The following is a 13835-nucleotide window of genomic DNA, read 5'->3' on the forward strand; positions in this document are numbered from 1 at the left end:
CTACCAGCTCACTTCTTCGGAGCGGGCTTGTTGACCTTGACGGTCTCCTGCCCGACCTTCTCGGCGTCCATCGCGTCGGCGTTCGACTCGAGCGGCTTGCCCTCGGAGGTGGTGAACTCCTTCTTGAACTCGTTCACCGCCGCGATCAGCGCGTCGCGGGTGTCGTCCTCGAACTTGCCGGTGTCGCGGATCGCGCCCAGCACCTCGGGGTGCTTGCGCCGCGTCGACTCGAGCAGCTCCTGGTTGAACCGGCGCACGTCCTCGGTCGGGACCGAGTCGTAGTAGCCGCCCGTGCCCAGGAACACCGTGGCGACCTGCTCCTCGATCGGGACCGGGGAGTACTGCGGCTGCTTGAGCACCTCGTACAGCCGGGCGCCGCGCTCGAGCTGCGCCTTCGACGCGTCGTCGAGGTCCGAGGCGAAGGCGGCGAACGCCTCCAGCTCGCGGTACTGCGACAGGTCGATGCGGAGCGAACCCGAAACGTTCTTCATCGCCTTGACCTGCGCGGCACCGCCGACTCGGGACACCGAGATGCCCACGTCGATGGCCGGGCGCTGGCCCGAGTTGAAGAGGTCCGACTGGAAGAAGCACTGGCCGTCGGTGATCGAGATGACGTTCGTCGGGATGTAGGCCGACACGTCGTTCGCCTTGGTCTCGATGATCGGCAGGCCGGTCAGCGAGCCGGCGCCCAGCTCGTCCGAGAGCTTCGCGCAGCGCTCGAGGAGACGGGAGTGCAAGTAGAAGACGTCGCCGGGGAACGCCTCGCGGCCCGGCGGGCGGCGCAGCAGCAGCGAGATCGCGCGGTAGGCGTCCGCCTGCTTGGTCAGGTCGTCGAACACGATGAGGACGTGCTTGCCCTCGTACATCCAGTGCTGGCCGATGGCCGAGCCGGTGTAGGGGGCGATCCACTTGAAGCCCGCCGAGTCCGAGGCCGGGGCCGCGACGATGGTGGTGTACTCCATCGCGCCCGCGTCCTCGAGCGCCGTCTTCACCGAGGCGATCGTGGAGCCCTTCTGGCCGACCGCGACGTAGATGCAGCGAACCTGCTTCTTCGGGTCGCCGGTCTCCCAGTTGGCCTTCTGGTTGATGATCGTGTCCACCGCGACCGCGGTCTTGCCGGTCTTGCGGTCGCCGATGATCAGCTGGCGCTGGCCGCGGCCGATCGGGGTCATCGAGTCGATCGCGGTGATGCCCGTCTGCAGCGGCTCGGTCACCGGCTGGCGCTCGACCACCGAGGCGGCCTTGAGCTCCAGGGCGCGGCGGCCGGAGGTCTCGATCTCGCCGAGGCCGTCGATGGCCTGGCCGAGAGGGTTGACCACGCGGCCGAGGTAGCCGTCGCCGACCGGCACCGAGAGGACCTGGCCGGTCCGCTTGACCTGCTGGCCTTCTTCGACGCTCTCGAAGTCGCCGAGGATCGCGGCGCCGATCTCGCGCGCGTCCAGGTTCAGCGCCACGCCCAGCACGCCGCCCGGGAACTCGAGCAGCTCGTTGGCCATGGCCGAGGGCAGCCCCTCGACGTGGGCGATGCCGTCGCCGGCGTCGGCGACGACGCCGACCTCTTCCCGCTCCACCGAAGGGGCGTAACTCGAGACGTAATTCTCGATCGCGTGGGCGATCTCGTCCGAGGAGATCGTCAGCTCCGCCATTTCGTTCCCGCTCTCGCTTCTGTTCTGTCCAGTGTGCAAAGTCTGTTGTGCCGCTCAGGCCCGGCTCAGCGTGCGGCGCACCGCCGCCAGCTGCCCGGAGGTGCTGCCGTCGATGACCTCGTCCCCGACGCGGACGACGAGTCCGCCGCCGAGTGCCGGGTCGATCTCGACGTGCAGCGCGATCGGCCGCCCGTAGATGCCGTCGAGCTTGGTCCCGAGAAGGGTCCGCTGCTCGTCGGTGAGCGCGTTCGCCGAGGTCACGTACGCGACCGAGCGCTCGCGCCGCTCGGCGGCCAGCGCGACCAGCTTGTCGAGCGCGTTGCCGACGCCGCGCCCCTTGGCGCGCCGCACGGCCTGCTCGACCAGGGTCTCGACGACCGCGTCGACCTTGTCCGCGAACAGCCCGCGGACCAGGGTCCGCTTCGCGTCGGCGGGAGCGCTCAGGTCGGACAGCGCCGCCTCGAGTTCCGGGGCGCCCGCGACGATCCGCGCGACCTGGAACAGCTGAGACTCGACGGTTTCGATGTTCCCGGCCTTTTCGGCGGCGGTGAGCAGCGCCGAACGGCCGACCGACTCGAGCCCGTCCACCAGCTCGCGGGGACTGGACCAGCGGCTGCCCGCCACGGTGTCGAGCACCTTCAGGGCCTGCTCGCTCAGCTTTCCGTCGAACAGGCGGCGGACCAGGCCCTGGCGGCTCTCCGGAGCGACCGAAGAATCGCCGACCGCTCGGCGCAGGCCGATTTCGCGGTCAAGGAGGTCGACGACCGAGAGCAGCTCGTCCCCGACCTTCGCGGGATCGGCGCCCGCTCCGGCCAGCACCTCGCCGAGCGAGCGCTCGGCGAGGTCGAGCGCTTCACGGCTCGCAGCATGCAGCGTCATCTCTGGTTACTTCCCCGCTCCGTTAGTGGCCCCGGCGGTGTCCAGCTCCGCGAGGAACCGGTCGACGGTGCCGCGACGGCGCGCCTCGTCCTCGAGCGACTCGCCGACGATGCGGCCGGCCAGCTCGACCGCGTTGCGGCCCATTTCGGCCCGCAGCTCGGCGACGATCTGCGCCTTCTGCGCCTGCAGCTGGGCGTGGCCCTGCGCCACGATCCGCTGGGATTCGGCCTCGGCCTGCTCCCGCAGCTCCGCCTTGATCTGCTCGGCTTCGAGCCGGGCGTCGTCGCGGATCTTCGCGGCTTCGGAACGAGCGTCCGCCAGCTGCGCCTTGTACTCCGACAGCGCCTTCTCGGCCTCTGCCTGAGCCTTCTCGGCCCTCTCGATGCCGCCTTCGATCTTCTGCGCCCGCTCCTCGTACGCCTTCTCGAAACGAGGAACGACGTACTTCTTGAGGATGAACAGCAGGATCAGGAAGGCGACGATGCCGAGGATCACTTCCGGCCACGCCGGAACGATCGGGTTCTCTGATGCGAGTACCGCTTCGGTCTTCAGCACAACGTCTCCTTACGCGAGAGCGGACGACTCAGGCGGAGGCGATGAAGTAGATGACGATACCGATCAGGGCCAGCACCTCGGTGAGCACGAAGGTGGCGTAACCGATGCCCTGGAGCTTGCTCTGGGCCTCCGGCTGGCGCGCGGTGCCGTTGATCACCGCGGCGAAGATCAGGCCCACACCGATGCCGGGGCCGATCGCGCCCAGGCCGTAGCCGATCGCGGCGAGGCCCTTGTTGATGCTGACGGCTTCGGCGGCCTGCTGGGCCAGAACGATGTTGCTCACGTGCGTTTCCCTTCACTTCGGTCCGCGCACTCACGCGGATCGGGGTCTTTAGGTGTTCTCAGTGCTCCGACGCCAGCGCGGCGCCGATGTACCCCGCGGACAGCAGGGCGAAGATGTACGCCTGGAGGCACTGGATGAAGGCTTCCAGGAACGTCAGGCCGATGGCGAAGATCCACGCCACCAGCGACACCGGCTTCAGCGCGATGCTCGAGGTCTCGGTCAGCAGGAAGCTGCCGCCGAGGGTGAAGACCGCCAGGATCAGGTGTCCCGCGAACATGGCGGCGAAAACACGGATGGCGAGCGTGAGCGGGTTCAGGAAGAACTTCTCCGCGAACTCGATCAGCGCGTACAGCGGAAGCACCGCGCCGGGGACGCCGGCCGGAGCGAGTTCCTTCTTGAAGTACCCGCCGAGCCCGTGCTTCTTGATCCCGACGTAGTGGTACATCGGGTAGACCACGAGCACCGACAACGCGATCGGGAACCCGAACCGCGCCATGGTGGGGAACTGCAGGAACGGGATGACCCCGTAGAGGTTGTTCAGCAGGATGAAGGTGAACAACGCGAAGATCACCGGCACGAAGCGCTGGAAGTCTTTCGAGCCGATCTGCTCGCGGGCGATGTTGTTGCGCGCGAAGTCGTAGATGCCCTCGGCCACGAACTGGCCCTTGGTCGGGACGGTCTTCAGCTTGCGCGTCGCCAGCAGGAAGTACCCCGCGATGATGATCACCGAGATGACCACCAGAAGCATCGGCTTCGTGACGAAGCCGAACAACGGCGGCAGCTCAAAGCTTTCGGCGCCAGGGGGCGCGAAGGTCGCACCCTCGGTCAGTACCAGCGCGGCCACTGGGCTCCTCCCGGTTCTCCCGGCCGGCGTTCACTCCGCCGGGGGAATCGTCACGATCTGGACTTAACGTACCCGATACGCATCGGGACGCCGGAGGCGGCGGTACCCACCGTGCGGGAGCCAGTAAGCCGGTCCGCGCACGAGGGAGGTCTCGCGTGAACACTGCCCTGCGGTCTACTTCGGACCAGCCGTTGAGAGAGGCGGAACCATCCGGTCGCCACACTGCTGATCGCGGTTCGTCGTCGGGAGTGCGCGGCCGAGGCCGCCACCCATGACGCGGACCATACCAGCAGGTCAATCACTGCCGTACAGGCGTACTCCTTACCAGCCGAACGGTCCAGGACCTAGGTCCCGGATCCGGCTGGGACCCTTGTCCCGAACCCGTCAATTCGAGGCGGGAATGATGGTCGGGATACGCGCTTTGCGGAATGTCGCGAACTCCACGGCGGCCGCCACGAGAATGGCGACGATCATCGTGATCCCGAGCGAAAGCGGGTGCAGCACGGTGACGCCCTTGAGCAGAGTGAGCGCGAGGAACAGGAGGATGACCTTCGCCGCGTAACCGCCGAGAGCGATGAGCATCACCAGCGACGGGTCCTGTCCGGCGGATACCTTCATCATGCCCAGCGTGGACAGCGAGGCGACCATCGCCAGCACGCCGCCGACCAGTGCGCCGAGGAAGCCGTGCAGTCCGTTGAGGACGGTGAAAAGCACAATGCAGACCAGGATGAACGGCGGGGTGTAGAGCAGAGAGGCGCGCGTCATGGAGCGCGCGAGCTGGCGCACCGGAGCGGCGTGCGGGTTCTCCGGAGCTTTGGCCTGAGCCGGTGCCTGGGACGTCTCGGGCGTCTCGGTGTCGCTCACTGCAATCGCTCCTCGTTCGGTTCGACCCGCCAGTATAGACCGCCCGCGGACTCAGACGCCGTGGCGGTGCCGGGAACGCAGTCGCGGCACCAGGGAAACCAGCACCGCGACCACGAGTGCGGCGCCAATCGCCCAGAACACGACCGGGCTGTCGAAAATCGTGATGGAGACCGCTCCGAAAGAGAGAATTCCGGCCCACAAATAGATCAGCAGCACCGCGCGGCGTTGCGAATGGCCGATTTCCAGCAGCCGGTGGTGCAGATGCATTTTGTCGGCGGCGAACGGGCTCTGCCCGCGCCGCGTGCGCCGGACGACGGCCATCACGAGGTCGAGCACCGGCACGAAAAGCACGGCCACGACGACCACCAGCGGGGACAGCAGGGCGAGCGCGTCCGATGCGGAGAACCGGGTGTAGTTGACTCGTCCGCTCGCCGAGGTGGTGGCCCCGGCGAGCATCAGCCCGATCATCATCGATCCGGAGTCGCCCATGAAAATTTTGGCGGGCTGGAAGTTGTACGGAAGGAAACCGAGACAGGCCCCGGCGAGCGCGGCCGCGATGAGCGCGGGCGGGTACGCGCCGAAGTCGCCGCCCGCGTTGTCGAGCAGGCCGAACGAGAACACGCAGGTGGCCGCCGCGGCGATGAAGCCGAGCCCGCCCGCCAGCCCGTCGAGGCCGTCGACGAAGTTCATCGCGTTGACCATCACCACGACCATGACGACGGTCAGCAGCGCGCCCTGGTTCTTGTCCAGCACCAGCACCGAGCCGATGGAATCGCCGTTGCCGCCCCACGGCACCCAGAACGACACCCACTGCACGCCGAAGATGACGAGGATGCCGGCGCACATGACCTGCCCGGCGAGCTTCGTCCACGCGTCGAGTTCGAACCGGTCGTCCAGGATGCCGATGAGCGAGATAACGCCCGCCGCGAGCAGCACGCCGACCGCGTCGTAGGAGACGTCGAAACCGTGGCTGAGCGCGGGAAGCTGGTGCGCGAGGCCCATCGCGGCGGCGATCCCGAGGTAGATGCCGACGCCGCCCATCCGCGGGATCGGCTTGACGTGCACGTCGCGCGCGCGAGGGTTGGCGATCGCGCCGATCCGGATGGCCACGCGCCGCACGACGCCGGTCAGCAGATAGGTCACCGCGGTCGCGGTCAGCGCGACGAGCAGGTACTCCCGGATCGGGAGAAGTCCTTGGACTACAGGCATGACCGCGTCACGCCCGCCGGGAGGTCGGAGTCACCGCGCCACGCTACCGCGCCCGCGTGCGGCCCCGGTGAACGGCAGTCACTTCCCCGGCTCAGTCCAGCGTCTCCTCGGCGACGCCGATCACCTCGGCGATGGCGGCCTTGGTGACCGCTCCCTCGCGCAGCACGAGCGGCTTGTCGCCGGTCAGGTCCACGATGGACGACGCCACGGTTTCCCCGCTCGATCCGCCGTCGAGGTACACCGACACCGAATCGCCGAGCTGCTCCTGCGCGTCCTCGACGGTCGAAGCGGGCGAACGCCCGGAGACGTTCGCGCTCGACACCGCCATCGGGCCGACGTCGCGGAGCAACTCGAGCGCGACCGGGTGCAGCGGCATCCGCAGCATCACCGTGCCGCGGGAGTTGCCGAGATTCCACTGCAGACTCGGCGCGTGCGGCAGCACGATCGACAGATCGCCCGGCCAGAACGCCTCGATGAGCGCCCGCGCCTGCGGCGGAACGCCGAGCACCAGACCGTCCACAGTGGACCAAGACCCGACGAGAACGCCGACCGGCATGTCCGGGCCGCGGTTCTTCGCCCGCAGCAACGCCTGGACGGCTCCGGAGTCGAACGCGTCGGCGCCGATGCCGTACACCGTGTCCGTCGGCAGGACGACCAGCCGGCTCGACCGCACCGCGGCGGCCGCCGCGGACAGGCCTTCGGCTCGGGATTCGCGCTTGCCGCAGTCGTAGACCGCACTCATGCCGGGAAGCCTATCCCCCGGCGGCCGGGTTCTCGGGGCGGCCCGAGACTGGACGGGCCGCGGCAGACACCGTCGAGGTACGTGAGGAGAACCCTCGCGGAATCAGGTTCCATCAGGGTTCCCCTCACGGACAGTCCTCGGTCAGGCGCCGTAGGTGGCCTGCTTCACCGCGAACACGTTGCGGTTCCCCTTGCCCTCCTGCAGCGACCACAGCAGGTCCGCGTCCTTCGGGTCCTCCCAGTACGAGATGCTCTCCCCGCTGCTCACCCAGGCGTGCGTGGCCGGGCCCGCGGTCGGGGTCCAGTAGTAGAGCTGCTTCGCCGCAGAGGAGTTGAACCACCAGCGGCCGTTGTGGGAGGCGACGCCGTTGAGGTTGTACCAGGGCAGCTTCAGCGCCTGGCTCGCCGTCGTCGAGGCGGCGAACGTCGTCGCTCCCGAGGCGAACGGGAAGCGCACCGCGCGCGGGGCGCGGTTCGGGTAGTCGGTGCAGTCGGCCTTGCAGGTGTACTCGGTCATCACGATCGACTTGCTGACCCGGTCCAGCGAGATGCTCGACCAGGCCAGGTTCGTGCCGGACGTCGTGTGCGCGGCGACCGTGCCCACCTGCGGCAGGACGTAGCGGTAGTTGTGCGCGTAGTACTGGCCGCCGGACTGGCCGATCTGGTCCGCCGTTCCGCCCGAGTTGACCTCGAGGATCTTGCGCATGTCGAAGACCCGCATGCCGCCGCCGGTGTCGGCGACGTAGAGGTAGTCGCCGTACCAGGAGACGCCGCCCGCGTGGATCGGGATGTCCTTGTAGTTCGGCGAGGCGTTCGTGCCGGTCGGTTCGACGAGCAGGATCTTGCGGTACTTGTTCGGGTACGTCGCGTCCCAGTCGGCGAGCGTGATCCGGCTGCGGACCTGCTTGCCGCCGCAGGCATCGCGCGTGTACCAGCTGACCGCGACGAGCTGGTGCCCGTCGTAGTTCCCGCCGTTGTCGCCGCCGACCGCGTCGCGGCTGGTGGTGATGCCCTGCGGGTAGTTGGTGCAGTCGTCGTTGTCGCCGTCGTCGAACCGGAATCCGCCGGTGAGGCCGGCCGGGTTGAAGGTCGAGGGCAGCGGTTTGCGGTCGTGGTTCGCGTTGTCCATGACGGTGTGCACCGGCACCGTGTGCAGCTTCGACGCGAGGCCGGAGTAGACCGCGTCGTACTTGTGGTAATCCGAGGTCAGCGTGTATTCGCCGGCCGGAAGGGTGGTCGGTCCGGCCGCGGCGGACGCGCTGGTCGCGCTCGCGGTGAGCGCGCTGGCAGCGATGAGCACAGCCGCGCAGCCGGCGGTGATGCGATGACGCAAGAACATGACTCCCCCAGAAGTCTGATTGTTCGGCCGCCCCAAGGTAGGGGGTCGCTCGGTGGAGGGCAACCCAGTGGAAAGGCGCCATCCGCCGTTCGGGCGGATGGCGCCTTTCCTTGGCTCAGAACCCGATCGCGGTGCAGGCCGTCGTCGTGGTCTTCGCCGGGTCGGCGATCGACGTCGCGGTCAGCCGCACGCGAGCAGTGTGCGGCGCGCCTGCCGAGCGTTTCGCGTACGCCTGGATTTGCGTCGAGCCGCCGAATTTGGCGGTGGCCAACGCGTTCGGGAGCCGGACCTCCCAGCCGCGGGTGTCCGTGGACGCGGTCAGCCGGTAGGTGTCCTGGTCGTACGGGGCTGCCGCGCCGCGTGCCGAACCCTGGTTCGACAGGCGGAAGTCGCAGGTAGCGAGGCCGCCGCGGGTGAACGCGGGCAGGGCGGGCCACAACCACGCGCCGCGCGTCTGCGGTCCGGCGCCGTCGAGCGACGCGACGGTGACTGTGTACGACAGCACGCCACGGCTGTCCCGGTCGAGGTCGGTGACGAGGAACCGCAACCGGTTGGCCTCGTCGGTGTACTCGTAACCGCTGGAGGCACCAGTGCCCGCCTTGAACGTGGCGTCGTTGAGCTGCCGGTAGTCGCCGACGGTGATCTTGACCGGAGTGCCGTCCGGGCGGACGTAGTCGGTCAGATTGATGTCCTGCGGGTTCGCGTCGACGATCCATTCGAACGGCGCGGCGTCGCGGCTCTTGGTCTTCGCCAGGAGGACGCCGGAGTCCGGGGCGAACGAGTCCGAACCCATCCGGTCGACGACCTCGACGCTGTAGTGGTCGTACCCGCCGCCGTCACACTTCGGATCCTTCGCCGGATCGCACTTGGGTGAACGGTCACCGCCGGTGAGCGCGATCGTGATGCCCGCGTACGCGCCCTGCTGCGGCACCGCCTCCCGGGCGGTCACGCGAGCGGTGACCGGACCGGTCGTGGCGAGCTGGTTGCGGTCGAGGTTCAGGACGGACTTCGGATCGACGATGCCGAGCTTGAGTTTGTTGCGCAGCATGTGGTGCGCGCCCATCGAACCGCCTTCGGTGGCCGGGATCTGCCAGCGCGTGTGCGGGCCGCCGGGGCCGTTGAAACTGCCGCGCGACAACATTTCCCACGGTCCGGTGTAAGACCGCCGGGGCGGATCGCCGAATGGGTTGTTGTAGTTGTCGCCGATGCCCAGGATGTGGCTGAACTCGTGCGCGAACACGCCCTGGCCGGAGCTTTCCGCCTGCGTCGAGGATCCGTTGGCCGCGTTGGGCCAGATGGTCGACGCCGAGGCCCACGACGTCCACGGCACGTACCGCGTGTGCGCCCAGTTCTGCTCGCCCGGTTTGCTGCCCGGCGGGCCGAATTCGGCGGGCACGTTCTCTTTCGAGCCGAACTTCATCTCGCCGAATTCCTGCCACGTCGAGCTTTCGTCCTGTCCCGCGGAGAGGAAGAAGATGAAGTCGAACTGGTCGGCCACCGGACCGACGTCGGCGCGCCACGCGTCGCCCGCGTCCTTGCGCAGGTCCCGGGTGCAGTCGGCGTTCGCCGGGCAGTCCTGCGGCTGCATTTCCATGCCGTACTCGAAGGATTTGCCCGGCATCCGGTAGGGGCCGAACGCGGTGAGGTCGACGCCGAACCGGCCGCCGGAGTCCTCCATCCAGTACTCGTTGATGGTGTGGCCGTGGTTCAGGGTTTCGGGTTTGTTGAGGAAATCCTGGTAGTGCTGCGCGACTTTTTCGCGCGGCAGATTGCTCGCCGACGGCGACGGATTGCCGAAGACGGTCGAATGCGGCGGCTTCGTGACGACGAAGTCCGCGTCCGGGTAGTCGGCGAGCACGACGGCGCCCTTGAACTTGCGCACGGTCGGTTGCAGCGACGGGTCGGCCCAGTTCGTGCCGGGGACGTGACGGTAGTCCTGCCAGGTCATGCTCGCCTGGTCGGCCCAGCGCGCGGAATCGAGCGGCGCGGGCCAGCCCTGGACGAGCGGATCGGCCGCGGCGGTCCCGGCGAGCAACGCGGGAGCCAGCGCCGCGACCGTCGCGACGACGGCGAGGCGACCGGCCCTCATGCGGGTGGCCCTCGTGCGGGTGGTCCGGGTGCGGTGATTCCGGCGGGGTAAGGGGGATCTCATCCTCGCTCCTCACTTCTCCGCCGGTCCGCCCGGCGGTCCCGAGGCCTGACGCTAACGGTGATCGTTAGGCGAGCGAACGAAATCCACCCCGCTGCCGCACGACGAAAGTCGGGCAGGACGAGCGCAAAGGTGCGAATGGCGCAGTGCTGCCGGGTGAGTGGCGCCGCGGGAGGTCTGTGAAGGGCTCCTTGAGGGACCCAGATTCCGTCAGGGGTCCCCGCACGGACGCCCGCAGGTCATGCACACACGTCCGGGCAGGGGCGAGGGCCGTGAAGGGCTCCTTGCGGGAATCTAGGTCCCGCAAGGAGTCCCTCACGGACGCCCGCAGCCATGAAGGGGCCCTTCACGGACTTGGCTTCCCTCAAGGAGTCCTTCACGGCCCCTGAGCGAACCTGAGCGAAGCGGGCCTCAGCCCAGCCGGCGAGCGGTGACGAACCGCGCTCTTCCGCTGTAGTCGGGATGGTCCTCCACCCCGGTCAGCACCCGGCGTGCCCGGACCAGCGCGGGCACGGCCGAACCGTGCGTGTCGTCGTGTTCGATCGCCAGTCCGCCGCCGGGGCGCAGCAACCGCGCGCCAGCCGCGATCGCGTGCCGGATCACTGCCAGGCCGCTTTCCTCCGCGAAGACCGCGCGGGCCGGGTCGTGTTCGCCGACCTCCGGGGGGACCGGCGTGCCCTCGGGCACGTACGGCGGGTTGCAGAGCACCAGGTCGACGAGACCGTCGAGTTCGGCGAACATCGTCGGGTCGGCGATGTCGCCGGAGTAGAGCCGGATCGGGGTATTGCCCGCCGCGGTGTGCACGTCGGCGTTGTGCCGGGCCCAGGCGAGCGCCTGCGGGTCGACGTCGACCGCGTAGACCACCGCGTCCGGGCGTTCGTGCGCGAGCGCCAGCGCCAGCGCGCCGGAGCCGGTGCACAGGTCGACCACCACCGGGTATTCGCGGCCCTGGAGGAACTTCACGCCCCATTCGAGCAGCAGTTCGGTTTCCGGGCGCGGGACGAATACGCCCGCGCCGACGTTGACTGTGATGTTGCCGAGCGCGGCCCATCCGGTCAGGTACTGCAGCGGGATCCGTTTCGCGCGCTGCGCGACCAGCTGGCCGATCGCGTCGATCACCGGCGGGTCGACCAGCGGCACCATCGGCAGCCTGCCCCGTTCGACGCCGAGCACGTGCGCGGCGATGAGATCCGCGTCCGACCGCGGCGATTCCACGCCCGCCTCGGTGAGGATCCGGGTGGCCTCCATGATGGCCAGGCGCAGCGGCTGCCGATTCACTGGTCGTCCTTCACTCGTCGAAACTGCCCCCGGCGGGGGTGCTGCCCAGCGTATCGACCCCCGGCCGCGCGGACGTCACGCCTGGCCGAGATACCCGGACAGGACTTCGCGCCGCTGGGCGAGATCCCCGATCCGGCGGTCGACTTCGGCCAGTTCCCCGCGCAGCCTGCGCACCAGTTCGGGGCACAGGTCGAGATGCGCGGCGGGTCCGCTCGCGCAGTCGAGCATCCCGGCGATCATCTCCGTGGTCAGGCCCGCGGCCAGCAGTTTCCGGATCTGGCACACCCGGACGACGGCCTCCTCGTCGTACACCCGGTACCCGCTCGTGTTGCGCGTCGAGGCCAGCAGCCCCTGTTCGCCGTAGTACCGCAGCAGCCGCGGCGCGACGCCGGTGCGCTGCGCGAGTTCGCCGATCAGCATCCGATTTTCCCCTGCTTCTGGCCTTCACACTGGTGTCAATCCTTAACGTCGCGAACATGACAGAACATTTCGCGCCCCTCGTCGCGGGACAAGGCCCCGGCCTGCTGCTCGCCCACGGCGCGGGCGGCGGCGTGACCGCCAATTTCGGGCCCCTGCTGGACGACCTCGCCCGTACGCACACCGTGGTCGGAGCCGATTACCCGGTCGCGGGCGGCACGCTCGACGAACTGGCCGACGGACTGGTCGCGACTGCCGTCGACGCCGGGGTCGAGAAGTTCACCGTGCTCGGCTACTCGCTCGGCACGGCCGTCGCGGTCCGCGTGGCCACCCGGCACCCCGAGCGCGTGAGCGGCCTCATCCTGACCGCGGGGTTCGCCCGGCCGGACGCGCGGATGGAGCTGGCGCTGGATCTGTGGGCGGAGCTGCTGAAGGGCGACCGCATCCTGCTCGCCAAGTACCTGATGCTGACCGCCGTCAGCGAGCCTTTCCTCGCCACGCTGACGCCGGAGCAGCTCACCGCGGCGATCGCCGGGCTGGCCGAATCGGTGCCCGCAGGCACGGCGTACCAGGTCGAACTGGTGCGGAATACCGACACCCGGGCGGAACTGGCGTCGATCGCCGTCCCGACGCTGGTGATCGCCACGACGCTGGACTCCCTGGTGCCGCCGAGGCATTCGCAGGAGCTGGCCGACGGGATTCCCGGTGCGGAGCTGGCCGAAATCGCCTCCGGGCACGGTATCGGCGAGGAAGCGCCGGAAGCCTGGCTCACCGCTATTCGGAAGGTGCTGTCATGAGCCGCCAGGTGGTCCTGCCGAACGAATCGCCCGACCTGACTCCGCGCCGCCTCGCCGAGCTAGCCCGGCTGGCCGAGGAACTGGGGTACGAATCCGTTTGGCTGCCGGATCACGTGCTGCCGCCGGAACCGTTCGGCGAGGTCTTCGGCGGCGTGTACGAGCCGCTGGCGACGCTCGCCTACCTGGCCGCGGCGACCGGACGCGTGCAACTGGGCACGTCCGTGGTGATCGCGCCGCTGCGCGAACCGCATCTGCTGGCCAAACAGGCCGCGACGATCGACCGGCTGTCCGGGCACCGGCTGATGCTGGGCGTCGGCGCGGGATGGAACGAGCCGGAGTTCGCGGAGATCGGCGCGGATTTCCCTCGCCGCGGTGCGACGCTGGACGAGACGCTTTCGTTGCTGGACCGGCTTTTCACCACTGGACGAGGCCGGTCCGGCGGCTATTTCGCGCCGCGGCCGGAGGGCCGGATCCCGATTCTGGTCGGCGGGAATTCGACGGTCGCGCTGCGCCGGGCGGTCCGCGCCGGGGACCAGTGGCTCAGCGCGGGTCTCTCGCCGGAGGCTTTCGCGGAACGGGTCGCGAAGCTGGACCAGCTCGATCCGGAGCGGCGCGTGCGGCGGATCGCCCGGCAGCAGTACGACGAAGAAACAGCCGTCGAGATCTACCGTGCGTACCGGGACGCCGGGGCGGACGCGGTGGCCGTGCATTTCGGGGATGACAAGGGATACGAGGAGCGGATGACAGCCTTCGCCGCGGCGACCTCGTGAGTGCCTGACCCGAGGAGAACCGCAGCCGCCGATTCCATTGTGGACGGACAGCGCGCCGCTCAGA

14 protein-coding genes are annotated in these 13835 nt (G+C 68.9%); 2 read left to right on the forward strand and 12 right to left on the reverse strand.

What is annotated here, in order from left to right:
* Nucleotides 1-8: 8 nt before the first annotated feature.
* The 12 genes from atpA to L3Q65_RS27615 all read right to left on the reverse strand — a co-directional run bounded on the left by atpA (nt 9) and on the right by L3Q65_RS27615 (nt 12207).
* Nucleotides 9-1646, reverse strand: coding sequence for a F0F1 ATP synthase subunit alpha (gene atpA, locus L3Q65_RS27560; protein ID WP_182890977.1), 1638 nt, complete (start codon nt 1644-1646; stop codon nt 9-11).
* A gap of 54 nt (nt 1647-1700) precedes the next feature.
* Nucleotides 1701-2525: a F0F1 ATP synthase subunit delta gene (locus tag L3Q65_RS27565; RefSeq protein WP_182890976.1), complete on the reverse strand. Its 825-nt coding sequence runs from the start codon at nt 2523-2525 to the stop codon at nt 1701-1703.
* 6 nt (nt 2526-2531) lie between these two features.
* Nucleotides 2532-3080 carry a F0F1 ATP synthase subunit B gene (locus L3Q65_RS27570; protein ID WP_182890975.1) on the reverse strand — a complete coding sequence of 183 codons (549 nt, stop codon included), beginning with the start codon at nt 3078-3080 and terminating at the stop codon, nt 2532-2534.
* 28 nt (nt 3081-3108) lie between these two features.
* Nucleotides 3109-3363, reverse strand: a complete 255-nt coding sequence (locus tag L3Q65_RS27575; protein WP_037815373.1) for an ATP F0F1 synthase subunit C — start codon at nt 3361-3363, stop codon at nt 3109-3111.
* A gap of 58 nt (nt 3364-3421) precedes the next feature.
* On the reverse strand, nt 3422-4207 hold the full coding sequence (atpB, locus tag L3Q65_RS27580) for a F0F1 ATP synthase subunit A (RefSeq protein ID WP_182890974.1): 786 nt from the start codon (nt 4205-4207) through the stop codon (nt 3422-3424).
* 384 nt (nt 4208-4591) lie between these two features.
* Complete coding sequence (locus L3Q65_RS27585; RefSeq protein ID WP_182890973.1) at nt 4592-5071, reverse strand: hypothetical protein; 480 nt, start codon at nt 5069-5071, stop codon at nt 4592-4594.
* Between the two features lie 51 nt (nt 5072-5122).
* A complete protein-coding gene (locus tag L3Q65_RS27590) occupies nt 5123-6280 on the reverse strand; it encodes a glycosyltransferase family 4 protein (protein WP_182890972.1) in 1158 nt (385 codons plus the stop codon).
* A gap of 91 nt (nt 6281-6371) precedes the next feature.
* Nucleotides 6372-7022, reverse strand: a complete 651-nt coding sequence (locus tag L3Q65_RS27595) for an L-threonylcarbamoyladenylate synthase (RefSeq protein WP_037815380.1) — start codon at nt 7020-7022, stop codon at nt 6372-6374.
* Nucleotides 7023-7163: 141 nt separating this feature from the next.
* Entirely contained in the window at nt 7164-8360 is a 1197-nt protein-coding gene (locus L3Q65_RS27600) for a hypothetical protein (RefSeq protein ID WP_182890971.1), read from the reverse strand.
* Nucleotides 8361-8475: 115 nt separating this feature from the next.
* A complete protein-coding gene (locus tag L3Q65_RS27605) occupies nt 8476-10449 on the reverse strand; it encodes a M6 family metalloprotease domain-containing protein (RefSeq protein WP_237597045.1) in 1974 nt (657 codons plus the stop codon).
* Nucleotides 10450-10920: 471 nt separating this feature from the next.
* Entirely contained in the window at nt 10921-11787 is an 867-nt protein-coding gene (gene prmC / locus L3Q65_RS27610; RefSeq protein WP_037815384.1) for a peptide chain release factor N(5)-glutamine methyltransferase, read from the reverse strand.
* Between the two features lie 75 nt (nt 11788-11862).
* Nucleotides 11863-12207, reverse strand: a complete 345-nt coding sequence (locus L3Q65_RS27615) for a MerR family transcriptional regulator (RefSeq protein ID WP_182890970.1) — start codon at nt 12205-12207, stop codon at nt 11863-11865.
* A 56-nt stretch (nt 12208-12263) separates the two neighbouring features.
* On the opposite strand from L3Q65_RS27615, the gene L3Q65_RS27620 reads away from it, so the two are divergent.
* Both L3Q65_RS27620 and L3Q65_RS27625 read left to right on the forward strand, forming a co-directional pair.
* The gene (locus L3Q65_RS27620; protein WP_237597046.1) at nt 12264-13001 is read left to right on the forward strand and encodes an alpha/beta fold hydrolase; all 738 of its coding nucleotides are present in this window, start codon (nt 12264-12266) and stop codon (nt 12999-13001) included.
* Entirely contained in the window at nt 12998-13771 is a 774-nt protein-coding gene (locus tag L3Q65_RS27625) for a TIGR03619 family F420-dependent LLM class oxidoreductase (protein ID WP_237597047.1), read from the forward strand. The genes L3Q65_RS27620 and L3Q65_RS27625 overlap by 4 nt, the downstream gene beginning before the upstream one ends.
* Nucleotides 13772-13835: the final 64 nt, after the last annotated feature.

It is taken from the genome of Amycolatopsis sp. FU40, from assembly GCF_021903635.1.
GTDB classification, from domain to species: Bacteria; Actinomycetota; Actinomycetes; order Mycobacteriales; family Pseudonocardiaceae; genus Amycolatopsis; species Amycolatopsis dendrobii.